At 51.1% G+C, this 17,652-nt stretch carries 14 protein-coding genes; 7 read left to right on the forward strand and 7 right to left on the reverse strand.

Annotation, left to right across the window (positions count from 1 at the left end; genetic code table 11):
- Positions 1–14 precede the first annotated feature (14 nt).
- The 6 genes from minD (at position 15) to NP589_RS06075 (ending at position 8,711) form a co-directional block, all read left to right on the forward strand.
- Positions 15–827 carry a septum site-determining protein MinD gene (gene minD / locus NP589_RS06050; RefSeq protein WP_026147021.1) on the forward strand — a complete coding sequence of 271 codons (813 nt, stop codon included), beginning with the start codon at positions 15–17 and terminating at the stop codon, positions 825–827.
- Complete coding sequence (gene minE, locus NP589_RS06055; protein WP_020483546.1) at positions 827–1,081, forward strand: cell division topological specificity factor MinE; 255 nt, start codon at positions 827–829, stop codon at positions 1,079–1,081. Before minD ends, minE begins: the two co-directional genes overlap by 1 nt.
- Positions 1,082–1,181: 100 nt before the next feature.
- Complete coding sequence (locus NP589_RS06060; protein ID WP_064009484.1) at positions 1,182–1,379, forward strand: winged helix-turn-helix domain-containing protein; 198 nt, start codon at positions 1,182–1,184, stop codon at positions 1,377–1,379.
- 306 nt (positions 1,380–1,685) lie between these two features.
- Positions 1,686–4,487, forward strand: coding sequence for a glycosyltransferase (locus NP589_RS06065; RefSeq protein ID WP_256606170.1), 2,802 nt, complete (start codon positions 1,686–1,688; stop codon positions 4,485–4,487).
- Positions 4,488–4,901: 414 nt separating this feature from the next.
- Positions 4,902–7,331 (forward strand): TonB-dependent receptor, encoded by a 2,430-nt coding sequence (locus NP589_RS06070; RefSeq protein ID WP_256606171.1) that lies wholly within the window; start codon positions 4,902–4,904, stop codon positions 7,329–7,331.
- Positions 7,332–7,460: 129 nt separating this feature from the next.
- Positions 7,461–8,711 carry a sialidase family protein gene (locus NP589_RS06075; protein WP_256606172.1) on the forward strand — a complete coding sequence of 417 codons (1,251 nt, stop codon included), beginning with the start codon at positions 7,461–7,463 and terminating at the stop codon, positions 8,709–8,711.
- A gap of 55 nt (positions 8,712–8,766) precedes the next feature.
- On the opposite strand, the gene NP589_RS06080 is transcribed toward NP589_RS06075, so the two are convergent.
- Entirely contained in the window at positions 8,767–9,663 is an 897-nt protein-coding gene (locus tag NP589_RS06080; protein WP_256606173.1) for a phosphoribosylaminoimidazolesuccinocarboxamide synthase, read from the reverse strand.
- Positions 9,664–9,732: 69 nt separating this feature from the next.
- On the opposite strand from NP589_RS06080, the gene djlA reads away from it, so the two are divergent.
- Positions 9,733–10,536: a co-chaperone DjlA gene (djlA, locus tag NP589_RS06085; protein ID WP_256606174.1), complete on the forward strand. Its 804-nt coding sequence runs from the start codon at positions 9,733–9,735 to the stop codon at positions 10,534–10,536.
- Positions 10,537–10,620: 84 nt separating this feature from the next.
- Here djlA and NP589_RS06090 read toward each other — a convergent pair whose 3' ends face one another.
- The 6 genes from NP589_RS06090 to NP589_RS06115 all read right to left on the reverse strand — a co-directional run bounded on the left by NP589_RS06090 (position 10,621) and on the right by NP589_RS06115 (position 17,640).
- The gene (locus tag NP589_RS06090; protein ID WP_197491483.1) at positions 10,621–10,782 is read right to left on the reverse strand and encodes a hypothetical protein; all 162 of its coding nucleotides are present in this window, start codon (positions 10,780–10,782) and stop codon (positions 10,621–10,623) included.
- 157 nt (positions 10,783–10,939) lie between these two features.
- Positions 10,940–11,500, reverse strand: coding sequence for an IMPACT family protein (locus NP589_RS06095; RefSeq protein WP_256606175.1), 561 nt, complete (start codon positions 11,498–11,500; stop codon positions 10,940–10,942).
- Position 11,501: 1 nt separating this feature from the next.
- Positions 11,502–12,245 (reverse strand): ABC transporter ATP-binding protein, encoded by a 744-nt coding sequence (locus NP589_RS06100; protein WP_256606176.1) that lies wholly within the window; start codon positions 12,243–12,245, stop codon positions 11,502–11,504.
- Positions 12,242–13,003: an ABC transporter permease gene (locus NP589_RS06105; RefSeq protein ID WP_256606177.1), complete on the reverse strand. Its 762-nt coding sequence runs from the start codon at positions 13,001–13,003 to the stop codon at positions 12,242–12,244. Before NP589_RS06105 ends, NP589_RS06100 begins: the two co-directional genes overlap by 4 nt.
- Positions 13,003–13,968 (reverse strand): ABC transporter substrate-binding protein, encoded by a 966-nt coding sequence (locus tag NP589_RS06110; protein WP_256606178.1) that lies wholly within the window; start codon positions 13,966–13,968, stop codon positions 13,003–13,005. Before NP589_RS06110 ends, NP589_RS06105 begins: the two co-directional genes overlap by 1 nt.
- Before the next feature lie 372 nt (positions 13,969–14,340).
- On the reverse strand, positions 14,341–17,640 hold the full coding sequence (locus NP589_RS06115) for an EAL domain-containing protein (RefSeq protein WP_256606179.1): 3,300 nt from the start codon (positions 17,638–17,640) through the stop codon (positions 14,341–14,343).
- Positions 17,641–17,652: the final 12 nt, after the last annotated feature.

Genomic DNA, 17,652 nt, shown 5'->3' on the forward strand with positions numbered 1-17,652 from the left:
TTGGAGGAACAACATTGGCCAGAATTATCGTAGTAACATCGGGAAAAGGTGGTGTGGGCAAAACCACAACCAGCGCCGCTATCGCGATGGGCTTGGCGAAGCGTGGACATAAAACCGCTGTGATCGATTTCGATGTGGGGCTGCGTAATCTCGACTTGATCATGGGATGCGAGCGTCGCGTGGTTTATGATTTGGTTAATGTGATCAACAACGAAGCGACCCTGAATCAAGCCTTGATCAGAGACAAGCGTTGCGACCAGTTATTTATATTGCCGGCATCGCAAACCCGTGATAAAGATGCCTTAACAACGGAAGGCGTTGGCAAAATTCTGGAAGAGTTGTCCAAAGACTTTAAATACATCGTTTGTGACTCACCGGCAGGAATAGAGCGCGGTGCTACACTTGCCATGTACTTTGCTGACGATGCGTTTGTGGTGACTAACCCGGAAGTCTCATCGGTCAGGGATTCGGATCGTATGCTGGGTATTTTGTCCAGCAAATCGCGCCGCGCCGAGAACGGCGAAGAGCCGATCAAGGAATATTTGTTGTTGTCGCGCTATTCGCCGGATCGGGTGAAATTGGGCGAGATGCTCAGCGTTGACGATGTACAGGAAATTTTGTCGCTACATTTGTTGGGCGTTATACCCGAATCCAAGTCTGTATTGAATGCGTCAAACTCCGGTACGCCGGTGATTCTCGATGAGCAAAGCGATGCAGGGCAGGCCTATGCGGACATCGTGGCGCGTTACTTGGGTGAAACTAAACCGCATCGTTTTATTGAGGAAGAGAAAAAGGGCTTATTGAGTAAGCTATTCGGGAGCAAGTGATGAGTCTCTTAGATTATTTCAGATCCTCGAAAACCAATACGGCATCGCTGGCCAAGGAAAGATTGCAAATTCTGGTCGCCCATGAGCGTGCATCCAGAAATCAACCGTCCTATTTGCCCGAGTTGCAACAAGAATTGTTGGCGGTGATCCGTAAATATGTCAATGTCGGGCAGGATGCCATTACCGTTAATTTTGAACAGGATGGAAACCAGGAAACCCTGGAACTTAATATTGTGCTGCCTGATGAGCGTTAGATGTGTTGGCTAGCTTGATGCGGTTTGCGTCGCGGACGGCTGGATAACACGACTAAAAAACCCCCGATTTTTTTTGTTGTTTAAATGATGAGGAGTTGAAATGGTGGATACAATTGGCGAAGCAGCTGGAGCAGTCTGGCAATATTTGGATACGCATGGCGAAGCTAGCGTTAATAAAGTCACAACCGAAACCGGCTTGGGTAAGAACGATGTACAGCGAGCTATCGGTTGGTTGGCTAAAGAAGACAAACTGAATATTGAAATGAAAGGACGCGTCGAAACGCTTTCATTGAAGTAAAAGTTTTCCCGCATACCTGCTTAAGGTTGAGCTAAGTGTGGTGGCATTCAATACCGGCTCCTTGCCGGTTTGAGCGTCGCCGGGGTTTGCCCTTGGGCGGGTATCCTAATTGCCGCTGTGTTTTGTTGGTAAATCTGTTACCTGACAGGAATGCGTGGCCCGCATAGACACGCGCCAGGCGCTCCGTCGAAATCAGATACCGCAGTAAACGCATTTTCGTTCGCCGACGGATTGGCTGTGTAATGCCGTAAAAACTATAAAAATACTGATTCTAATAACCCTCTAACGCGGAGTCTTTCTGTCGAAATGAAAGCCAAAATTGCCACATTTTTCACCTTGGTGCTACTGGTTGTCATCAACCTGGGTATCTGGTCTTACGTCAACAACCCGTTAAAGCTGCCATCCTGGAGCGATACCATGATGGGGGTGACCTTTAACCCCAAAGGTCGCGATTTCAATCCCGCGGATGGCGTATTTCCCACCAGGGAACAGATTCAATCCGATCTGGAGTTGTTGTCCGGTAAAGCGCATTCGATAAGGACCTACACCTCGTTGGAAGGTATGGAGGTTGTGCCTGAGTTGACGGCCAAGAATGCGATCAATCTGGCCATGGGTTGTTGGGTGGATTTGGTTGATGACGACAGCTCTGAGGACGATCCGCAAAAAAAGTTAGAGAACACGCAGAAGCGGCTGGATAAAAATCAGCGCGAAGTCGAAAGCCTGATCAATCTGACCAATCAATATCCTAAAACCATTGTCCGCACGTTGGTTGGTAACGAATCCCTGTTGCGTTACAGAAACAAGGTCAGCGGCCCCATCGCGCAGAAAGTGCGTCAAGAATTTTCCGGCTCGATGAGCGAGCCCGATTTGCAGTTGAAAATAGAGGCGGATGTTAAGGCGGAAGTGGCCGGTAAAGCGAATGAACTGATCGAATACATTCGTGAAGTGAAAAAACGTACCTGGAAACCCGTCAGTACTGCCGAGACTTGGGATATTTGGGTAGCGAATCCTGCCCTAGCGGCGGAAGTCGATTACATAGCCGTACACATTCTGCCTTATTGGGAAGGTGTGCCGGTTGATCTGCCGCAAGGCGCGGAAGGCGACAACGCGGTCGAATATGTATTCAAGCGTTACTACGAATTGCAACAGCTGTACCCCAATAAAACCATCGTAATCACCGAGGTGGGTTGGCCGTCCGATGGTCCGCCGCAAAAAGCCGCAAGCGCATCGTTGGCGAATCAAGCCAAATTCTTACGGGAATTCCTGAACCGTGCTACGGCCGAAAACGTGATTTATTATGTGGTCGAAGCCTTCGACCAGCCTTGGAAGATCAAGCTGGAAGGTACCGCTGGTGCCTACTGGGGCTTATTCAATGCCGATCGGCAGCCGAAATTTCCGATGGAAGGCGATGTATTGGCGAATCCAACTTGGCGTAACTGGGCCAGTGGCGCGGCGGTACTCAGTATTATCTTGATGGCGGCCTTCTTGTTCACTCGTAAGAGTCTGAAGCTGCCGGGTAAGTTTTTCTTCGGCATCGTCGCCAACTTGGCGGCGTCGGTCTTGTTCTGGTCGGCGTCCATTGCCGCTGCGCAATACCAAACCAGTTTTTCGGTGGTGTTCTGGGCTATCTTGCTAATGATGCAGGCCATGGCTATTCTGGTGTTGTTGACCGAGAGTCTGGAAATTTCCGAAGTTATTTGGCATAGAAAAGGCCGGCGGACGTTTACGCCGTTAACGCCTTCAGCGGATTTTCGTTATCCCAAAGTGTCCATCCATTTGCCGATTCATAACGAGCCGCCGGAAATGGTGCGCAAGACCTTGAATGCGTTGGCCAAGGTCGATTACCCGAATTTTGAAGTGTTGGTGATGGATAACAACACCAAGGATCCGACGGTCTGGCAACCGGTGCGTGACGACTGTGATCGCTTAGGCGCTAGATTCCGTTTCTTCCACTTGGATAATTGGCCCGGTTACAAGGCTGGCGCGATCAATTATGCCTTGACCAATACCGCTGAAGACGCCGAAATCATCGCTGTAATCGATAGTGATTACATCTTGAACCCGGATTGGTTGAAAGCGATGGTTCCGTATTTCGACCAGGAAAATGTCGGCTTTGTGCAGTCGCCGCAGGACTATCGCGACGCCAACCAAGGTGCATTCAAGGATATTTGTTACTGGGAATATGCCGGTTTCTTCAATATCGGCATGGTGCAACGTAACGAATTCAACGCGATTATCCAGCATGGCACGATGACCATGGTCCGCAAATCGGCCTTCGACAAAGTCGGTCCCTGGGGTGAGTGGTGTATTTGCGAGGACAGCGAGTTGGGTTTGCGTTTGTACGAAGCCGGTTACGATTCGGTGTACTGCAAAGAGTCCTTCGGTCGCGGCCTGATGCCGGATACTTTCTCGGGTTATATGACGCAACGTTTCCGTTGGGTGTATGGCGCGATGCAAATCATCAAAAAGCATTGGCGGCATTTTCTACCGAATAAAAAATCTTCGCTTACTTCCGCTCAGCGTTATTACTTTGTGGCCGGTTGGTTGCCTTGGTTTTCCGATGCCTTGGCGCTGTTGTTTACCGGAACCAGTTTGGTGTTGACAGCACTGATTGTGTCGGACCCTATCCATAGTGAGTTACCCGTTAATGCTTTCCTGCTGCCGACCATCGGTCTGTTTGCCTTTAAGATCTTGCGCGGTTTGTGGTTGTACAAGGCTCGGGTGGCTTGTTCGATGCTGCATGCCTTAGGTGCGGCATTGGCGGGTTTATCGCTGACGCATACCGTGGCGCGCGGTACCTTGCAGGGTTTGTTCACCTCCGGCAAGCCATTCATGCGGACCCCGAAATACGAGCAGCAAGGACCGTTGGTGGCTGGCTTGTTGATCATCTGGCAGGAGTTATTATTGCTGGCCTTACTGGTCGCCGGCATCCTGGCGATGCGCTCCATCGAGCATTTCGATAACTTGAGCGGCCGGCTGTGGATGGCGGTATTGGCGGTGCAGTCTGTGCCTTATGTGGCTACTCTGTTGACGATCTTGATCAGCGTTGCGCCTAACTATTTTCCAGGCAAAAAACTCTCCGCCGACGAGTTAGACGCGGACGAATAAATATCGCTTGGTTAGTCTCTGAAAACCCTTGTCGGCTGAAAGGTCGGCAAGGGTTTTTTCGTTTAGGGGTGAGGCCGCTATCCTGTAGCGGTCCGAGGTGTTGCTTAGCTTGTAAATTGCAGCACCGGAACAGCTGAGGTGGTGGGGATATAAAAAACTGTGTTATATAACTTAATTTGTGTGAGTCATTTGCCGCATAAATTAGATTATTTAGCGATTTTTTAATGACAAATTTTCTTAGGTTATTGAAACAAAATCATAATCGTATATAGGGTCATAAATTGCTTAGTTCCGTGAATGGTTGGTTTAAAGTGTGTGAAAACACTAAAAGCCGTTGGTGTTTTAAATAGCGCTTTTGCCAACAATAAGCCCGTATTCAGAACAAATCGCATATCTCCGTAATTTTTAAACCTTATGAAACACGCAAAAATCAAACTTAGCGCCACGCCCTGTTTATTGGGGGCGATGCTGCTTCTTGTGTTACCGGGAGTCTCGGTTGCCGAAGATGACAAGGCGGACAACAAAGCCGTTAGCAATCAAGCGGCTGTATTGCCGGAAATGACCGTTACTGCAGAAAGCCAAAAAGCCACTACGCAAACAGCCACAGAAAAATATAAATTGCCTGCGGTGACCGAAAGCGTTACTCGCGAGAAGATGGAAGATACTATCAATGTGATGAACACCGAGGATGCTATCAAGTATCTGCCCAATATCTTGGTGCGTAAACGTTATATTGGCGACAAGGAAATGCCGGTGTCTATGCGTACTTCAGGGACCGGTTCCAGCGCGCGCAGCTTGATATACGCAGACGGTATTCTGCTCTCGTCGTTGTTGGGTAATAACAATGGCATGACTGGATCGCCGCGCTGGAACATGGTATCGCCGTCGGAAATCGAACGGGTTGACGTGATGTACGGTCCGTTTTCTGCGGCCTACGGCGGAAACTCGATTGGCGGCGTCATCGACATCACCACGCGGATGCCGGAAAAGTTTGAAGCGGGCGGCGGCGTACAATCCACTTGGCAGGAATACGATGTATATGGACATACTGACGTCTATGACTCTCAGCAATACACTGCAAATTTGGGTAGCCGACATGGCGATTTTTCCTGGCGCTTTGACGTCAGTCATTTGGATGCGCATAGTCAGCCGGTCACCTATTCTTATCTTGTGCCTACTGGCACATACAACAGTACTAGAAGTCCGACTGCCCCTCTAAGCAATGCCCAAATTGCAGCTCTTCCAGTTGGAACGGCAATTAATCCGGTAATTGGCGCTGTTGGAGATCTTGATAGGACGAATGTCCCTTACTCAGCAATTGGGGAAGGTAATATCAGGCATACCGTACAAGACAATTTTAAATGGAAGCTGGCCTACGATATCACGCCGACATTGAAGGCTACCTATACACTTGGACTTTGGCAAAACGATGAAAGTGGAGGGTTTAAAAGTTATTTGAACAATACAGTGACGGGATTACCGATTAATAGCGGCTATGCGAGTTTTGGAGGTAAAACTTATAATCTTGACTCTCCATCATTTGCGCAAAATGACTACCAACAAATGCATTGGTCTCACGGTATGGCGTTGAAATCCAATACAGGCGGTATTTTCGACTGGGAATTGAATGGCAGTGTGATCAATTACGGTCAGGATGAGCAAAGAGCTCCGACAGTTGCGCCGAATGGAGCCGATGCCGGTGGCGCCGGTAGAATTACCAGTTTGAACGATACCGGTTGGCATACCGTTGATGCCAAGGGCATCTGGCGTCCTGAGTCAGCATGGGGGCCTCACCATGTGAGCTTTGGCTATCATCACGATCTTTACGAGTTAAACAACCAGCAATACAACACGTCCAATTGGTTATATGGCGGTAAGGGTAGTTTATTCACCAATTCACAAGGCAAGACCGAAACCAATGCGATCTGGATTCAAGATGCATGGACATTCGATCCGGATTGGACGCTGACACTGGGCGGGCGATTAGAAAACTGGAATGCCTTCGATGGCACCAATACCGGTTCCAATGGCAGAACTATCAATCAGTCCAACCGCAGCGACTTACGATTTTCGCCAAAAGCATCGCTGGCCTGGAAACCGACCGATAGCTGGAAATTCACCAGCTCTATCGCTCAAGCTTACCGTTTTCCGACGGTGACTGAATTGTTCCAGGGATCTAATGTGGGTTCTGGTGGCACCTCAAATATCGTCAATCCCAATCCAACTTTAAAGCCTGAAGAAGCATTATCTTCCGAGCTTTCTGCGCAATATTTTCTGAGCGAAGGCTCGTTGCGCTTGAGTTTGTTCCATGAAAAAGTCTATGACGCCATCTACAGTCAAACGACCTTCAGTCCGGTTACCAACTCGACCTTATCCTACGCTCAGAATATCGACCAAATCAGCACCTATGGCTGGGAGTTTTCCGGTGAACACAGTAATGTCGTTATCGATGGCCTGGACTTGTCGGGTAACGTGACGTGGGCGAATTCGCGTATCGATAAAAATGCGGCCTTACCTGCTTCCGTGGGCAAGTATCAACCTAGAGTACCCGAGTGGCGCGCCAGTGCCACGGCCACATACCATGTGACCAAGGATTTTACGTCTTCAATCAGTGGACGCTATAGCAGTCAGCAATATGGGCAAATCGATAACAGCGATGTCAATCCGGATACCTACACCGGTACCGGCAGCGCGTTTTTTGTTGTGGATACCCGCGCCAAATATCAACTGACCAAGCAACTGACGCTTTCGGCGGGTATCGACAATATCACCAACGAAAAATATTGGCTGTTCCATGTGTTTCCGCAGCGTACCTATATCGCGGAATTGAAATTTAACTATTAATCCGGTATTGAATGTATCCAAAAGGGTTGGGCGGAAAGCGTCCAATCCTTGTTGTGCGTTAAATAACACAGTTTATTTTTACCCGCTCAAGCGGGTAAAAATGTTCGTAACTTTCTCTGCGGCTATTAAATGACGATGATGAAATTTCAACTCCCCGTAGCAATGATTACCTCGTTGCTTTTAAGTGCGTGTGCCAACGAACCGGTTGCAGTCCAGCAAGGGGCTGAGTCGGCTAAACACGAACAACATGCCGACAAAAAATCGCTATGTGCCGATTTACAAACAAATCCGGTAATCGGCTGTTCCGAGACGGTGACGGCGACTTTCGACAATAATGGCGTGCTGTGGTTGGCTTGGGTAGTTCGTGATCGTATCTATGTGCAATCCTCAGCCGATAAAGGGGCGAGCTTTTCTACGCCGGTTGCGGTAAATGCGGAGCCGGAAGTTATTGCCGCGCGCGGCGAATACCGGCCGAAAATCAAACTCGATGCGCAAGGTAATATCTATCTGACCTGGACCCAGAACCTGGAAAAACGTCATACCGGCCATATTCGTTTTAGTCGATCAATGGACGGCGGTAAAACTTTTTCCAAGCCGGTAACGGTCAACGACAATCTGGACGTGATCGGTCATCGCTTCGATGCCCTGGCGGTTGGGCAGAATGGCGAGATTTTCGTCGCTTGGCTGGATGCGCGCGACAAGGAAAAAGCCAAGGCCGCGAAACAAGAGTTCAGCGGCACGGCGGTGTATTACGCCTGGTCGGATGATGGTGGTAAAAGTTTTTACCCCAATAAGGTCGTCGCGCCGCATAGTTGCGAATGTTGCCGTCTGGGTGTGGAAATTGATACTGACAATTTACCTGTCGTGCTGTGGCGGCATGTCTATGACGGCAATATCCGCGACCATGCATTGGTTAAATTTAAGGATTGGCAAACCCCGGGAGTTGTGCAACGCGTCAGCGCAGAAAACTGGAAAATCGACGCCTGTCCGCATCATGGCCCGGCCTTATCGATTGCCGGCAATGGCGTTTACCACTCGGTATGGTTTAGCGGCGCTGCGGATAAACAAGGCTTGTTTTACGGCCACTCCAAGGACGGCGGCCTGACATATTCGCCGGCTTACCGTTTCGGCGGCCAAGGCGCCAAACATCCCAACGTGCTGGGTCGGGGCGAGCAGGTGGCTGTGGTCTGGTCGGAATTCGACGGCAGCCATAATCTTTTGCAGTTGATTAAGTCAGAGGACGGAGGCCTGAACTGGTCTCAGCCTGAAGTCGTCGGTGAAACGGCGGAAAGCGCGGACGATGCGTTTCTGTTGAGCGATGGCGATAAGGTCTATCTATCCTGGCAAACGGCGCAGGGTTATCAATTTAAGCCGATTTAGGTTTTTATCGAAGACCATCCCGCCTGCTGGGCGGGATGGCGGTTTTGGCATCGGTTCAATTTCCAATCAGTTTCAATTCCGCTTCCCGGTATTTCTCCGCGCATTTTCTGCTGACGTCTTCCGGCAATTTCGGGCCGGGCGCGGTTTTATTCCAATCCAGGGTTTCCAGATAATCGCGCAGATATTGTTTGTCGAAGCTGGGGGGGCTGATACCGACTTGATAGTGTTCGACCGGCCAGAACCTTGAGGAATCGGGTGTCAATGCTTCGTCGATCAAATACAATTTGCCGTCTTCGTCCAGACCGAACTCGAATTTGGTATCGGCGATGATGATGCCACGCGCACGGGCGTACTCCGCCGCCGTAGAGTAAAGTCGCAAGCTGGCGTCGCGCACTTTACCAGCCAGTTCCTCTCCCATTAATGCCACCGTATCGGCGAAGCTGATGTTCTCGTCGTGGGTGCCCATTTCCGCCTTGCTGGACGGCGTGTAAATCGGCTGCGGCAATTGCTGTGCTTGTTGTAAGCCGGCCGGAAGCTCGATACCGCACACTGCTCCGCAACGTTGGTAATCTTTCCAACCTGAGCCAATCAGATAGCCGCGCACGATGGCTTCCACTGGTAGCGGTTTCAGGCGTTTGACGATGATGGCCCTGCCTTCTACTTGCGCCCTTAAATCAGGGTCTGGAATGACATCCGCCAGAGTCAAGTCGTCACTCAAATGGTTGGGAATAATATCCCGCATTTTTTCGAACCAGAAATTACTCACCCTGGTCAATACGCGGCCTTTACCAGGAATGGGATCGGGCATGATCACGTCGAAAGCCGACATCCGGTCGGAGGTGACAATCAACAAATGTTTTTCATCGATTTCGTACATGTCGCGGACTTTGCCGCGGCCGAGCAATTTCAAATGCGGCAGGGAAGATTCGTAAAGTGCGGCGGGGGCATTCATAATACGGGTGTGAAGTCAGTGGAAAGTGGCTGCAATTTTATCATTAAACCTGTTGAGGATAGGAAACGCATGAGTTGGCTGGGCAAGTTGGTGGGTGGGGCTTTTGGATTTATGTTGGGTGGGCCGCTGGGGGCGATTTTTGGCGCATCGGTAGGGCATCAGTTCGATACGGGCATGGACGGTATGGCAGGCGAGTCATTTAATCCCGGCGACCAGCAACGCGTGCAAATGGCATTTTTCACCGCCACCTTCGCGGTGATGGGGCATGTCGCCAAGGCCGATGGCCGGGTTTCCAACGAGGAAATTGGGCTGGCGAAACGGGTGATGGACAATATGGAACTCAACCCCGAACTGCGCGAAGCCGCCGTGCAACTGTTTCAACAGGGCAAGCAGGTCGATTTTCCGCTGGTGGAAGTGCTGCGGCAGTTTCGTATTGAATGTCATCGCCGTACCCATTTGGTACGAATGTTCGTCGAAATTCAGATTCAGGCCGCGTTTGCCGACGGCGTCTACGATGCCAAGGAAGAAAAGCTGTTACTGGATATCTGTGCGCAACTGGGTTTATCGCGTTTCGAGTATCAAATTATTAAAGGGCAAGTACAGGCGCAACATCGTTTTCAGCAGTCCGGCGAACAGTTTCAAACAGCTAAAGCAGGCTTGTCTAAATTGGAGGATGCCTACGCCGTGTTGGGCGTAGCCGCCACAGCCGATGATGCCGACGTTAAAAAAGCCTATCGGCGTCTGATGAGTCAGCATCATCCGGACAAGTTGGTAGCCAAAGGCTTACCGGAGGAAATGATGCAGATGGCCAAGCAAAAGACTCAGCAAATCAGAAAAGCCTACGAGACGATACGCGAAGCAAGAGGGTTTTAAAAAGAGCCCGCCAGCCACGGAGGCGGCTGACGGGCTTGAAATAAACAGATTAACTGCTTAACAACGAGGGAGGTACAACAAAACTTAAGCGCGAAACGAGTCGCTAAAATCCAGATTGCTGGCGATGGTTGCAGCGCCAAATAGCATGGTGGAGATGATGAACTCGCCGGACATGAAGCCAAACACGCCGCTGGTGAAAAACAGGCCGGTGAGCACGTCTCTATACAGATTGTTCGATTTGTTCATTTTTGCTCCTAGACTGAATACAGTCGATACCAATGAAGACGACTTCACTATAAGCCTTATTTTTTTATTTACAATACTGGCTATAGTGCATTGTTTGTTTCCTCATGAGAAACAAAAGTGAAATAAAGCTGTCATCTAGCGCTGTTATAAGCTGTTTTTAATCCAGGAATGCGTGAAGTGCGGGCAGGTTGCTCTTGGGTAGTTTGACGGTCAGCCGCACCGAATCGGAAAAGTCCTGAGCGATAATGCCGCCATCCAGTTTTTTCAGTTGATATTCCAGTGCTTGTAGCCGGTGGTAATCCAGAGTAAATGTCAGTTCAACAAATTCAATGTATTCGACGATGTCGGCGGCTTCTATGACTTGCTTGGCGACATTGCCGTAAGCACGGGTCAAGCCGCCCGCGCCCAGTTTCACTCCGCCGAAATAACGAATTACCGCTACGACCAGATTGATTAACTGCTTACCTTCCAAGTGCTGAAAAATCGGTTTGCCGGCGGTGCCGCTGGGTTCGCCGGCATCGTGAAAGCGGCAAATCAGACCGTCCGGCGACTGGATGCGGTAGGCGTAAACGATATGGCTGGCGTCTGGATAGCGTTGGTGCAAATCTCGCAGCAAGAGCAAGGCATCGCGTTCGGTCTGGCAAGGACTGATGATGCTGATGAAGCGGGACTTCTTGATGATCTCCTCGACTTCACAAGTCTTGACGACGACGCGCACCTTACAACAGCCCGTTAATCGCCGGATGCTGGCTCAGCAAACGCTCGCGAAAGGCCTCGATTTGCGTCTCGTCATTACGCAAGTCGCGCGGAATGTTTACCGGAATGTCGCTGATGATCCGCATCGGCGGCGGCGACAGGAAAATCAAGCGGTCGGCCAAGGCAATCGCTTCGCGTAGATCGTGACTGACGAACAGTACAGTATGCGGCCGCTGTTGCCACAGCGAATACAATAAATTGCGTACCTGCCGGGCGCTGGGCGCATCCAGCGAGACGAAGGGTTCGTCCATCAATAGAATGTCCGGATTGATCGCGAAGGCGCGGATAATCGCTACTCGCCGCTGCATGCCTAGCGACAAGCGTTCCGGATAAACCTGTTGTACGTCGCTCAGTTGCATGTCTGCCAGTAATGAATCAATCAAGGCGGCAGGCGGCGTTTGCTTGAATACTACTTCGATATTTTGACGGACGGTATACCAGGGTAATAGTCTGGGATTCTGAAACACATAACCTATCTTGGCGGTCGCGGCTTGGCTACCGATGCGGATTTGGCCCTGATAATGGCTATCCAGGCCAGCGATCATGTTTAATAAAGTGGTTTTGCCGCAGCCGGACGGGCCGAGCAGGCAGACGAACTCATTCCGGCCCACACTGAGCTGCAAATCGGCAATTGCCTGGTGTTGGCGGTCGTCGATATGCTTGGAGCGATAAGTCTTATCCTGGATGCTGATAGTAATGTCGTTCATCGCCGCCACCGCAAGGCTTTGCGGTCCAAGGGCCGCAGCAACAGCCACTCGATCAATTGGATGACCGCGACGAAGGCAAAGGTATAAGCCAGCAGGCTGGCGACATCGAACAATTGAAAAAACAGATGCAATTGATAGCCCATGCCGTTGCTGCGGCCGAGCAGTTCCACCACCAAAATAATTTTCCAGATCAGCGCCAGGCCGGAGCGGGTGGCGGCCATCACGAACGGGTGTAACTGCGGCCAAATCACATGAAAAAACGTCTTTTTGCGGTCGAAACGGTAGCTTTCGGCCATTTCCAATAAGTCCTTGTCCAGCGCTCGCGTGCCTTCGCGAATGGTGACAATCACATTCGGCAGCTTATTGATCACCACCGCCAGAATCGCCGCCGATTCCGCCAAGCCGAACCAGACATAGCAGAGGATGATGGTGACCAGCGCCGGGATATTCAGAAATATCACCAGCCAGTGGTCGAAAAACGCATCCAGGGCTTTATTTTTACCCAGCGCCACACCAATCGCGCAGCCCAATACCATCGCAATCGAGAAACTGACCAGCAGACGAAGTAGCGTTACGCCCAAATGGTAAGGCAGTTCGCCGGATCGGGTTACTTGCCAAAATACCTCGGCGACCCGGACCGGATAGGGCAGGGTGTGGCTGTCGATCAAGCTGGCCGCCAGCTGCCAGATGCCCAGCAGCACTAACAGCGATAACAGCGTGACGGCAGAGTGGCTAAGTTTAAAAGTGCCCGTCAACATCAATCGGCCGACCAGAACGTCCCCGCTTGTAGTTGTGCCGATTGGCCGGTCAGCTTGTTATTACTGAGTTGATGCAGCATCGCGTAGATTTTTGCGGCGGCGCTTTGTTGCGTGGCGCCCCATTGTTCAACCCGGCCCTGGCAATAGCTCTCTCGGAGTTTTTGTTGTTCTTTCGGACTGGCAGCGTCGGTGAGCGGCAGGATTTTCTGCCATTCCGTATCGGAGCTGCAAAGTGTGTCGTGAGCTTGTTTACTCAGGCTCAGGAATTGTTTGAACGCCGCTTTATGTTGATCGGCCCAGTCCTGTTTAAATACATAGCCGATGCTGGGTACGGTTTCGCTGATGCCGAGCTGGCGAATAATGTCTTCGCCGGTCAACAGCGCCCGGTAGCCTTGTGCTTCCAGATGCGCGGCAAATTGCCAGAAGGTCAGCAAGGCATCGACGCGTTTTTCCAGCAGTTGCTGACTTAGTAATGGCGGCGCGCCGTAGATTTTTTCCACGCCGGCATTTAGGTCGACTTGTTGTTGCTGGCCCAGCGCCTGCAACAGTAGCCAGTTTTTATCCAGCTCGCCGCCGGCTATACCCAGTTTTTTGCCTTTTAGATCGGCGACCGACTTGATTGGGCTATCAGCCGGCACCAGTAGCACGCCGGAGGTGTCGGAAAACGGGTAAAAGCTCAAATTTGTGCCGGTGCTGCGCATGCTGGAGGTCCAGATCCAGTCGGAGACGATCACATCGACCGAGCCGGCCTGCAGGGCGACCTTGCCGGCTTGTTGATTGGCAACCGCAATGTTTTCTACGTTGAATTCCGCTTTGTCCAGCAGTCCTTGATTACGCATAGCCGCCAGTTCCCAATTTAAGGTGCCGGCCGCCATGGCACCTATGCGGATTGTGGGTTTCTCATTGGCGCCGGCAAACTGCGGCAATAAAGAGGCAATGGCAAACAGGCAAATTTTTATATTCATCTTCAAAGTCCCTAGTCGGATGGTTAACGCGACGATTTTAACGCAGCCGCCCCTAATTCGAGAATGTTTGTCGGATTTGCTTGGGGGCGATGTGTTGTGAATGGTTTAAGGGTAAATCCTTTGACCTATATTCCCGAAAGCGGGAGCCAACTAGACCTCGCGCGTAACCTTGGGTTCCGGCTTTGCGCGGGAGCGACGAATTTAAAGGCCAGCTTACATATTCACCTGATTAGCCAGCTGCTTCTGCTGTACGGCTTATATCCTCAAAATCGTCATTTCGGCAAGGAATGCCGAAATCCAGCCTGTATGGATAGCTCGAAGCTTGCCATTCAGGAATATTGACGGCTGTCGTGCAGATAATCTCCCAACCCCTTACTCGGTTGGAAGTAATCTGTCTTCCAGCTCAAATTTGGCAGCGGCCACTGGCCTGCCGGTGTAATAGCCTTGGTAGGAAAGACAGCCTTTATTGCGTAAAAAGATCATTTGTTCCTGGGTTTCCACGCCTTCTGCAATCACATGTAGACCTAAGTTTTTAGCCATATTGATAATAGTCTCCACAATCACCGCGTCGTTGGGGTCGCTGGCGATGTCTCTGACGAAACTCTGATCGATCTTCAATTGGCTGATGGGCAGTTTTTTCAGGTAAGACAGCGAGGAATAACCGATGCCGAAATCGTCGATTGAGGTTTTCACGCCCAGGGTTTGCAAGTCGCGCATTTTTTCCACAGTGTCGTCTATGTCACTGATTACGCAGCCTTCGGTCAGTTCAATGACCAGACGCTCAGCGGGCAATTCGGCGTCGATCAAAATGCGTTTTACTTGATCGACAAAATCGGCCTGGCGGAATTGCCGGGAACTGACGTTAACCGCCACATGATGAATAGCTAGGTTCTGTTCGTCCCACACCTTGATCTGCCGGCAGGCCTCGCGCATAACCCATTCGCCTATCGGCAAAATCAACTGGGTATCTTCGGCAATCGGGATAAATTCCGCCGGCGAAACCATGCCTTTTTCCGGATGCTGCCAGCGGATCAGCGCTTCGGCGCTGACCACTTTGCCGAGGTGATCGACCTGCGCCTGATAGTGCAGTAAAAACTGCCGTTGTTTCAGCGCCTGACGAATCTCTTTTTCCAACGTCAAGCGGCGGTCGGCGGTTTCCTGCATCGATGGCCGATAAAAGCTGATGCCGTTACGGCCGCTTTCCTTGGCCCGATACATTGCGGTATCCGCTTGTTGAATAACCGCTTCCGGCTGCTCGGCCACCTCGGGAAACAAGGTAACGCCTATGCTGGTGGAAAAGTGATGTTCACTGCCCTGTACCGTGAAAGGTTGATTGATGGTGTGCAGAATTTTTTCCGCCAGCATCGCTGCGTGACTGGTCGCTTGCGACAGTTGCGAATAGCGGCCAGGCACCATCACGATAAATTCGTCGCCGCCCAGCCGGCAAGCGGTGTCTTCGTCGCGAATAATCGATTTAAGACGTTGGGCAACCTGGATCAATAATTCGTCGCCCACTTGATGGCCGCGCGAATCGTTAAGGGTTTTGAAATGATCCAAATCCAGAAAAAACAGCGAACCGTAATAGCTTTGGCGTTTGGCGGCGGCGATTTCCTGTTTCAACCTATCCAGCAGCAAACGCCGGTTCGGCAAGCCGGTCAGCGGGTCGTAAAATGCCAGTTCATGGATTTCCCGCTCGGCGGCTTTTTGCTCGCTGATGTCGGAAAAAATCGCTACATAATTGAGCAGGCGGCCCTGCTCGTCCCGCACGCCGGTAACGGTGAGCCATTCTGGAAATACGTCGCCATTCTTGCGCCGATTCAAAATTTCGCCCTGCCATTGGTTATCCCTGGCCAAGGCCTGGATCAAGGCTTGAATAAATCCGGGTGCTTGATGGGCCGACGACAGAAAATCCGGCTGGCGGCCAATCACGTCCTCTGCACTGTAGCCGGTGATTTTGTTGAAGGCGTTGTTGACGCGCAAGACCGCCCCATCGGCATCGGTGACGATAATGGCCTCGTGCGACTGGAACGTGGTTGCGGCAATGCGGAGCTCGTTTTCCTGCTGTTTGCGGCGTTCGATCTCGGTATTCAGCGCCTGGTTGCTGCGCAATAAGTCGCGGGTTTTCAAAGCCACCAGATCTTCGATGCGGGCGGTGCGTCCGCTCATCAGCATCAAACCGAAGCTGGTCAGGCCGCAGAGCAAAAAGCTCCCGGAAAGCAGCCACCAAACCGTCCAGGAATGTTGTTGCGCATAAAACTCCGGCAGCGGTTTATATTCAAGCGTCCAGTTCCGGTCGGCGACCGCTAGCGATTGCCGCCTGGTTGGAGGAAAGTAATATTTTTTCGATTCAGCGCCTTCCGGAGCGCTGCGATATAACAACAGGTCTTGATCATAGATGGCTACGGACAAACGTATGCTTTGCAGGCGTGCGGACAGTTCCTGAATTTCGCTGCTTAACTTAAATACATTGGCGACCAATCCCAGAAAAAACTGCTGGCGCTGAGCGCTGGTGTTAAGTGATTTTCCTTTAAGATAAACCGGCGAATAAATGGCAAAGCAGGGTTGATTGTCTTCGCAGGCGATGCCGGCCGTAACCACCGTTTCGCCGGATGTAATCGCTTTGTGGATCGCCGCTAATAGCTGTTGGTTGCTGGCGACATCGAAGCCTATGTTCTGCTGATTTCCAAATGAGTAAGCAATGGGTAAATAAACGTTTCGCTTCCCGGCCGGTGTCAATTGTTGGTTGAGGTCGCGTTCGCGGATGGTTGTTTCTGTTTGGTGTTCGAATGCACTGCGGTCTTCGGCATTGACTCTGGGTATCCATTCCAATGCCTCCAGCTCCGGATGCTTGCTGAAAATGGTATGCGCGAATAGCCTGAACTCATTGGGACTAACCGTTTCCGAACTGTCGAATAAGGCTTTCAGCAACTGATTATTCAAAATATCGTCGCCGAAATGTTCCTGGAGGTTGGTATGGGTCAGATTCATCTGGTTTTCGAACAACCCATTGATACGCTGGTTTTCCAGGTTACGACTATAGACAAAGGCGATAAGCACCAACAACAGCGAGATCGATAAAGGATAGGCCACGAATTTTTGCCGTTGCCGCCAGATATGCCGCGGTGTACCGACAAACAACAGCAGCAAGGGCGCAAAGATCACCGTGCCTATGGCATCGCCAATCCACCAGGTACACCAGTTCAGGCCGATTTCTTCAGCATCGATAGTATCGAAAATGTACAGAAAACTGGTGCCGACGCTAGCCGATATCAAGCAACTGGTAATCGCCAACAAGAAAAACCAGACGACATGCCGATCTTCCATCAGCGGGTTGTGTTTGCCTATCCAGCGGTTGATCAGGGCCGCGCCGAGCAGGGGTTGCGCGATGGCGCCGAGGCTGGCGGCAGTGCCCATCCAAATCGGCGCTAACCAATCGTCTGACGTGGCCAGATCCCAAAAAGCGTAAATTTGAGTGCCTAAGGTGCCGATGATCAGACCTGGCAATATTCTCGGGCCGTAGCCAAGCAATGCGGCCAGGGCGATCCCCGCTGACGGCCAGATTGGGCTGGCATGGCTGGGCTGCATCGCCAGCAAATGCCCTAAATAGCCTCCGGTAAAATAGGCTAGGGCCAAGGCGCTGTTGATCAGAAAAAGTCTAAAGGTTGTCGGCATGATTAAACAGGC

This window comes from Methylomonas rosea (assembly GCF_024505055.1).
Classification (GTDB): domain Bacteria; phylum Pseudomonadota; class Gammaproteobacteria; order Methylococcales; family Methylomonadaceae; genus Methylomonas; species Methylomonas rosea.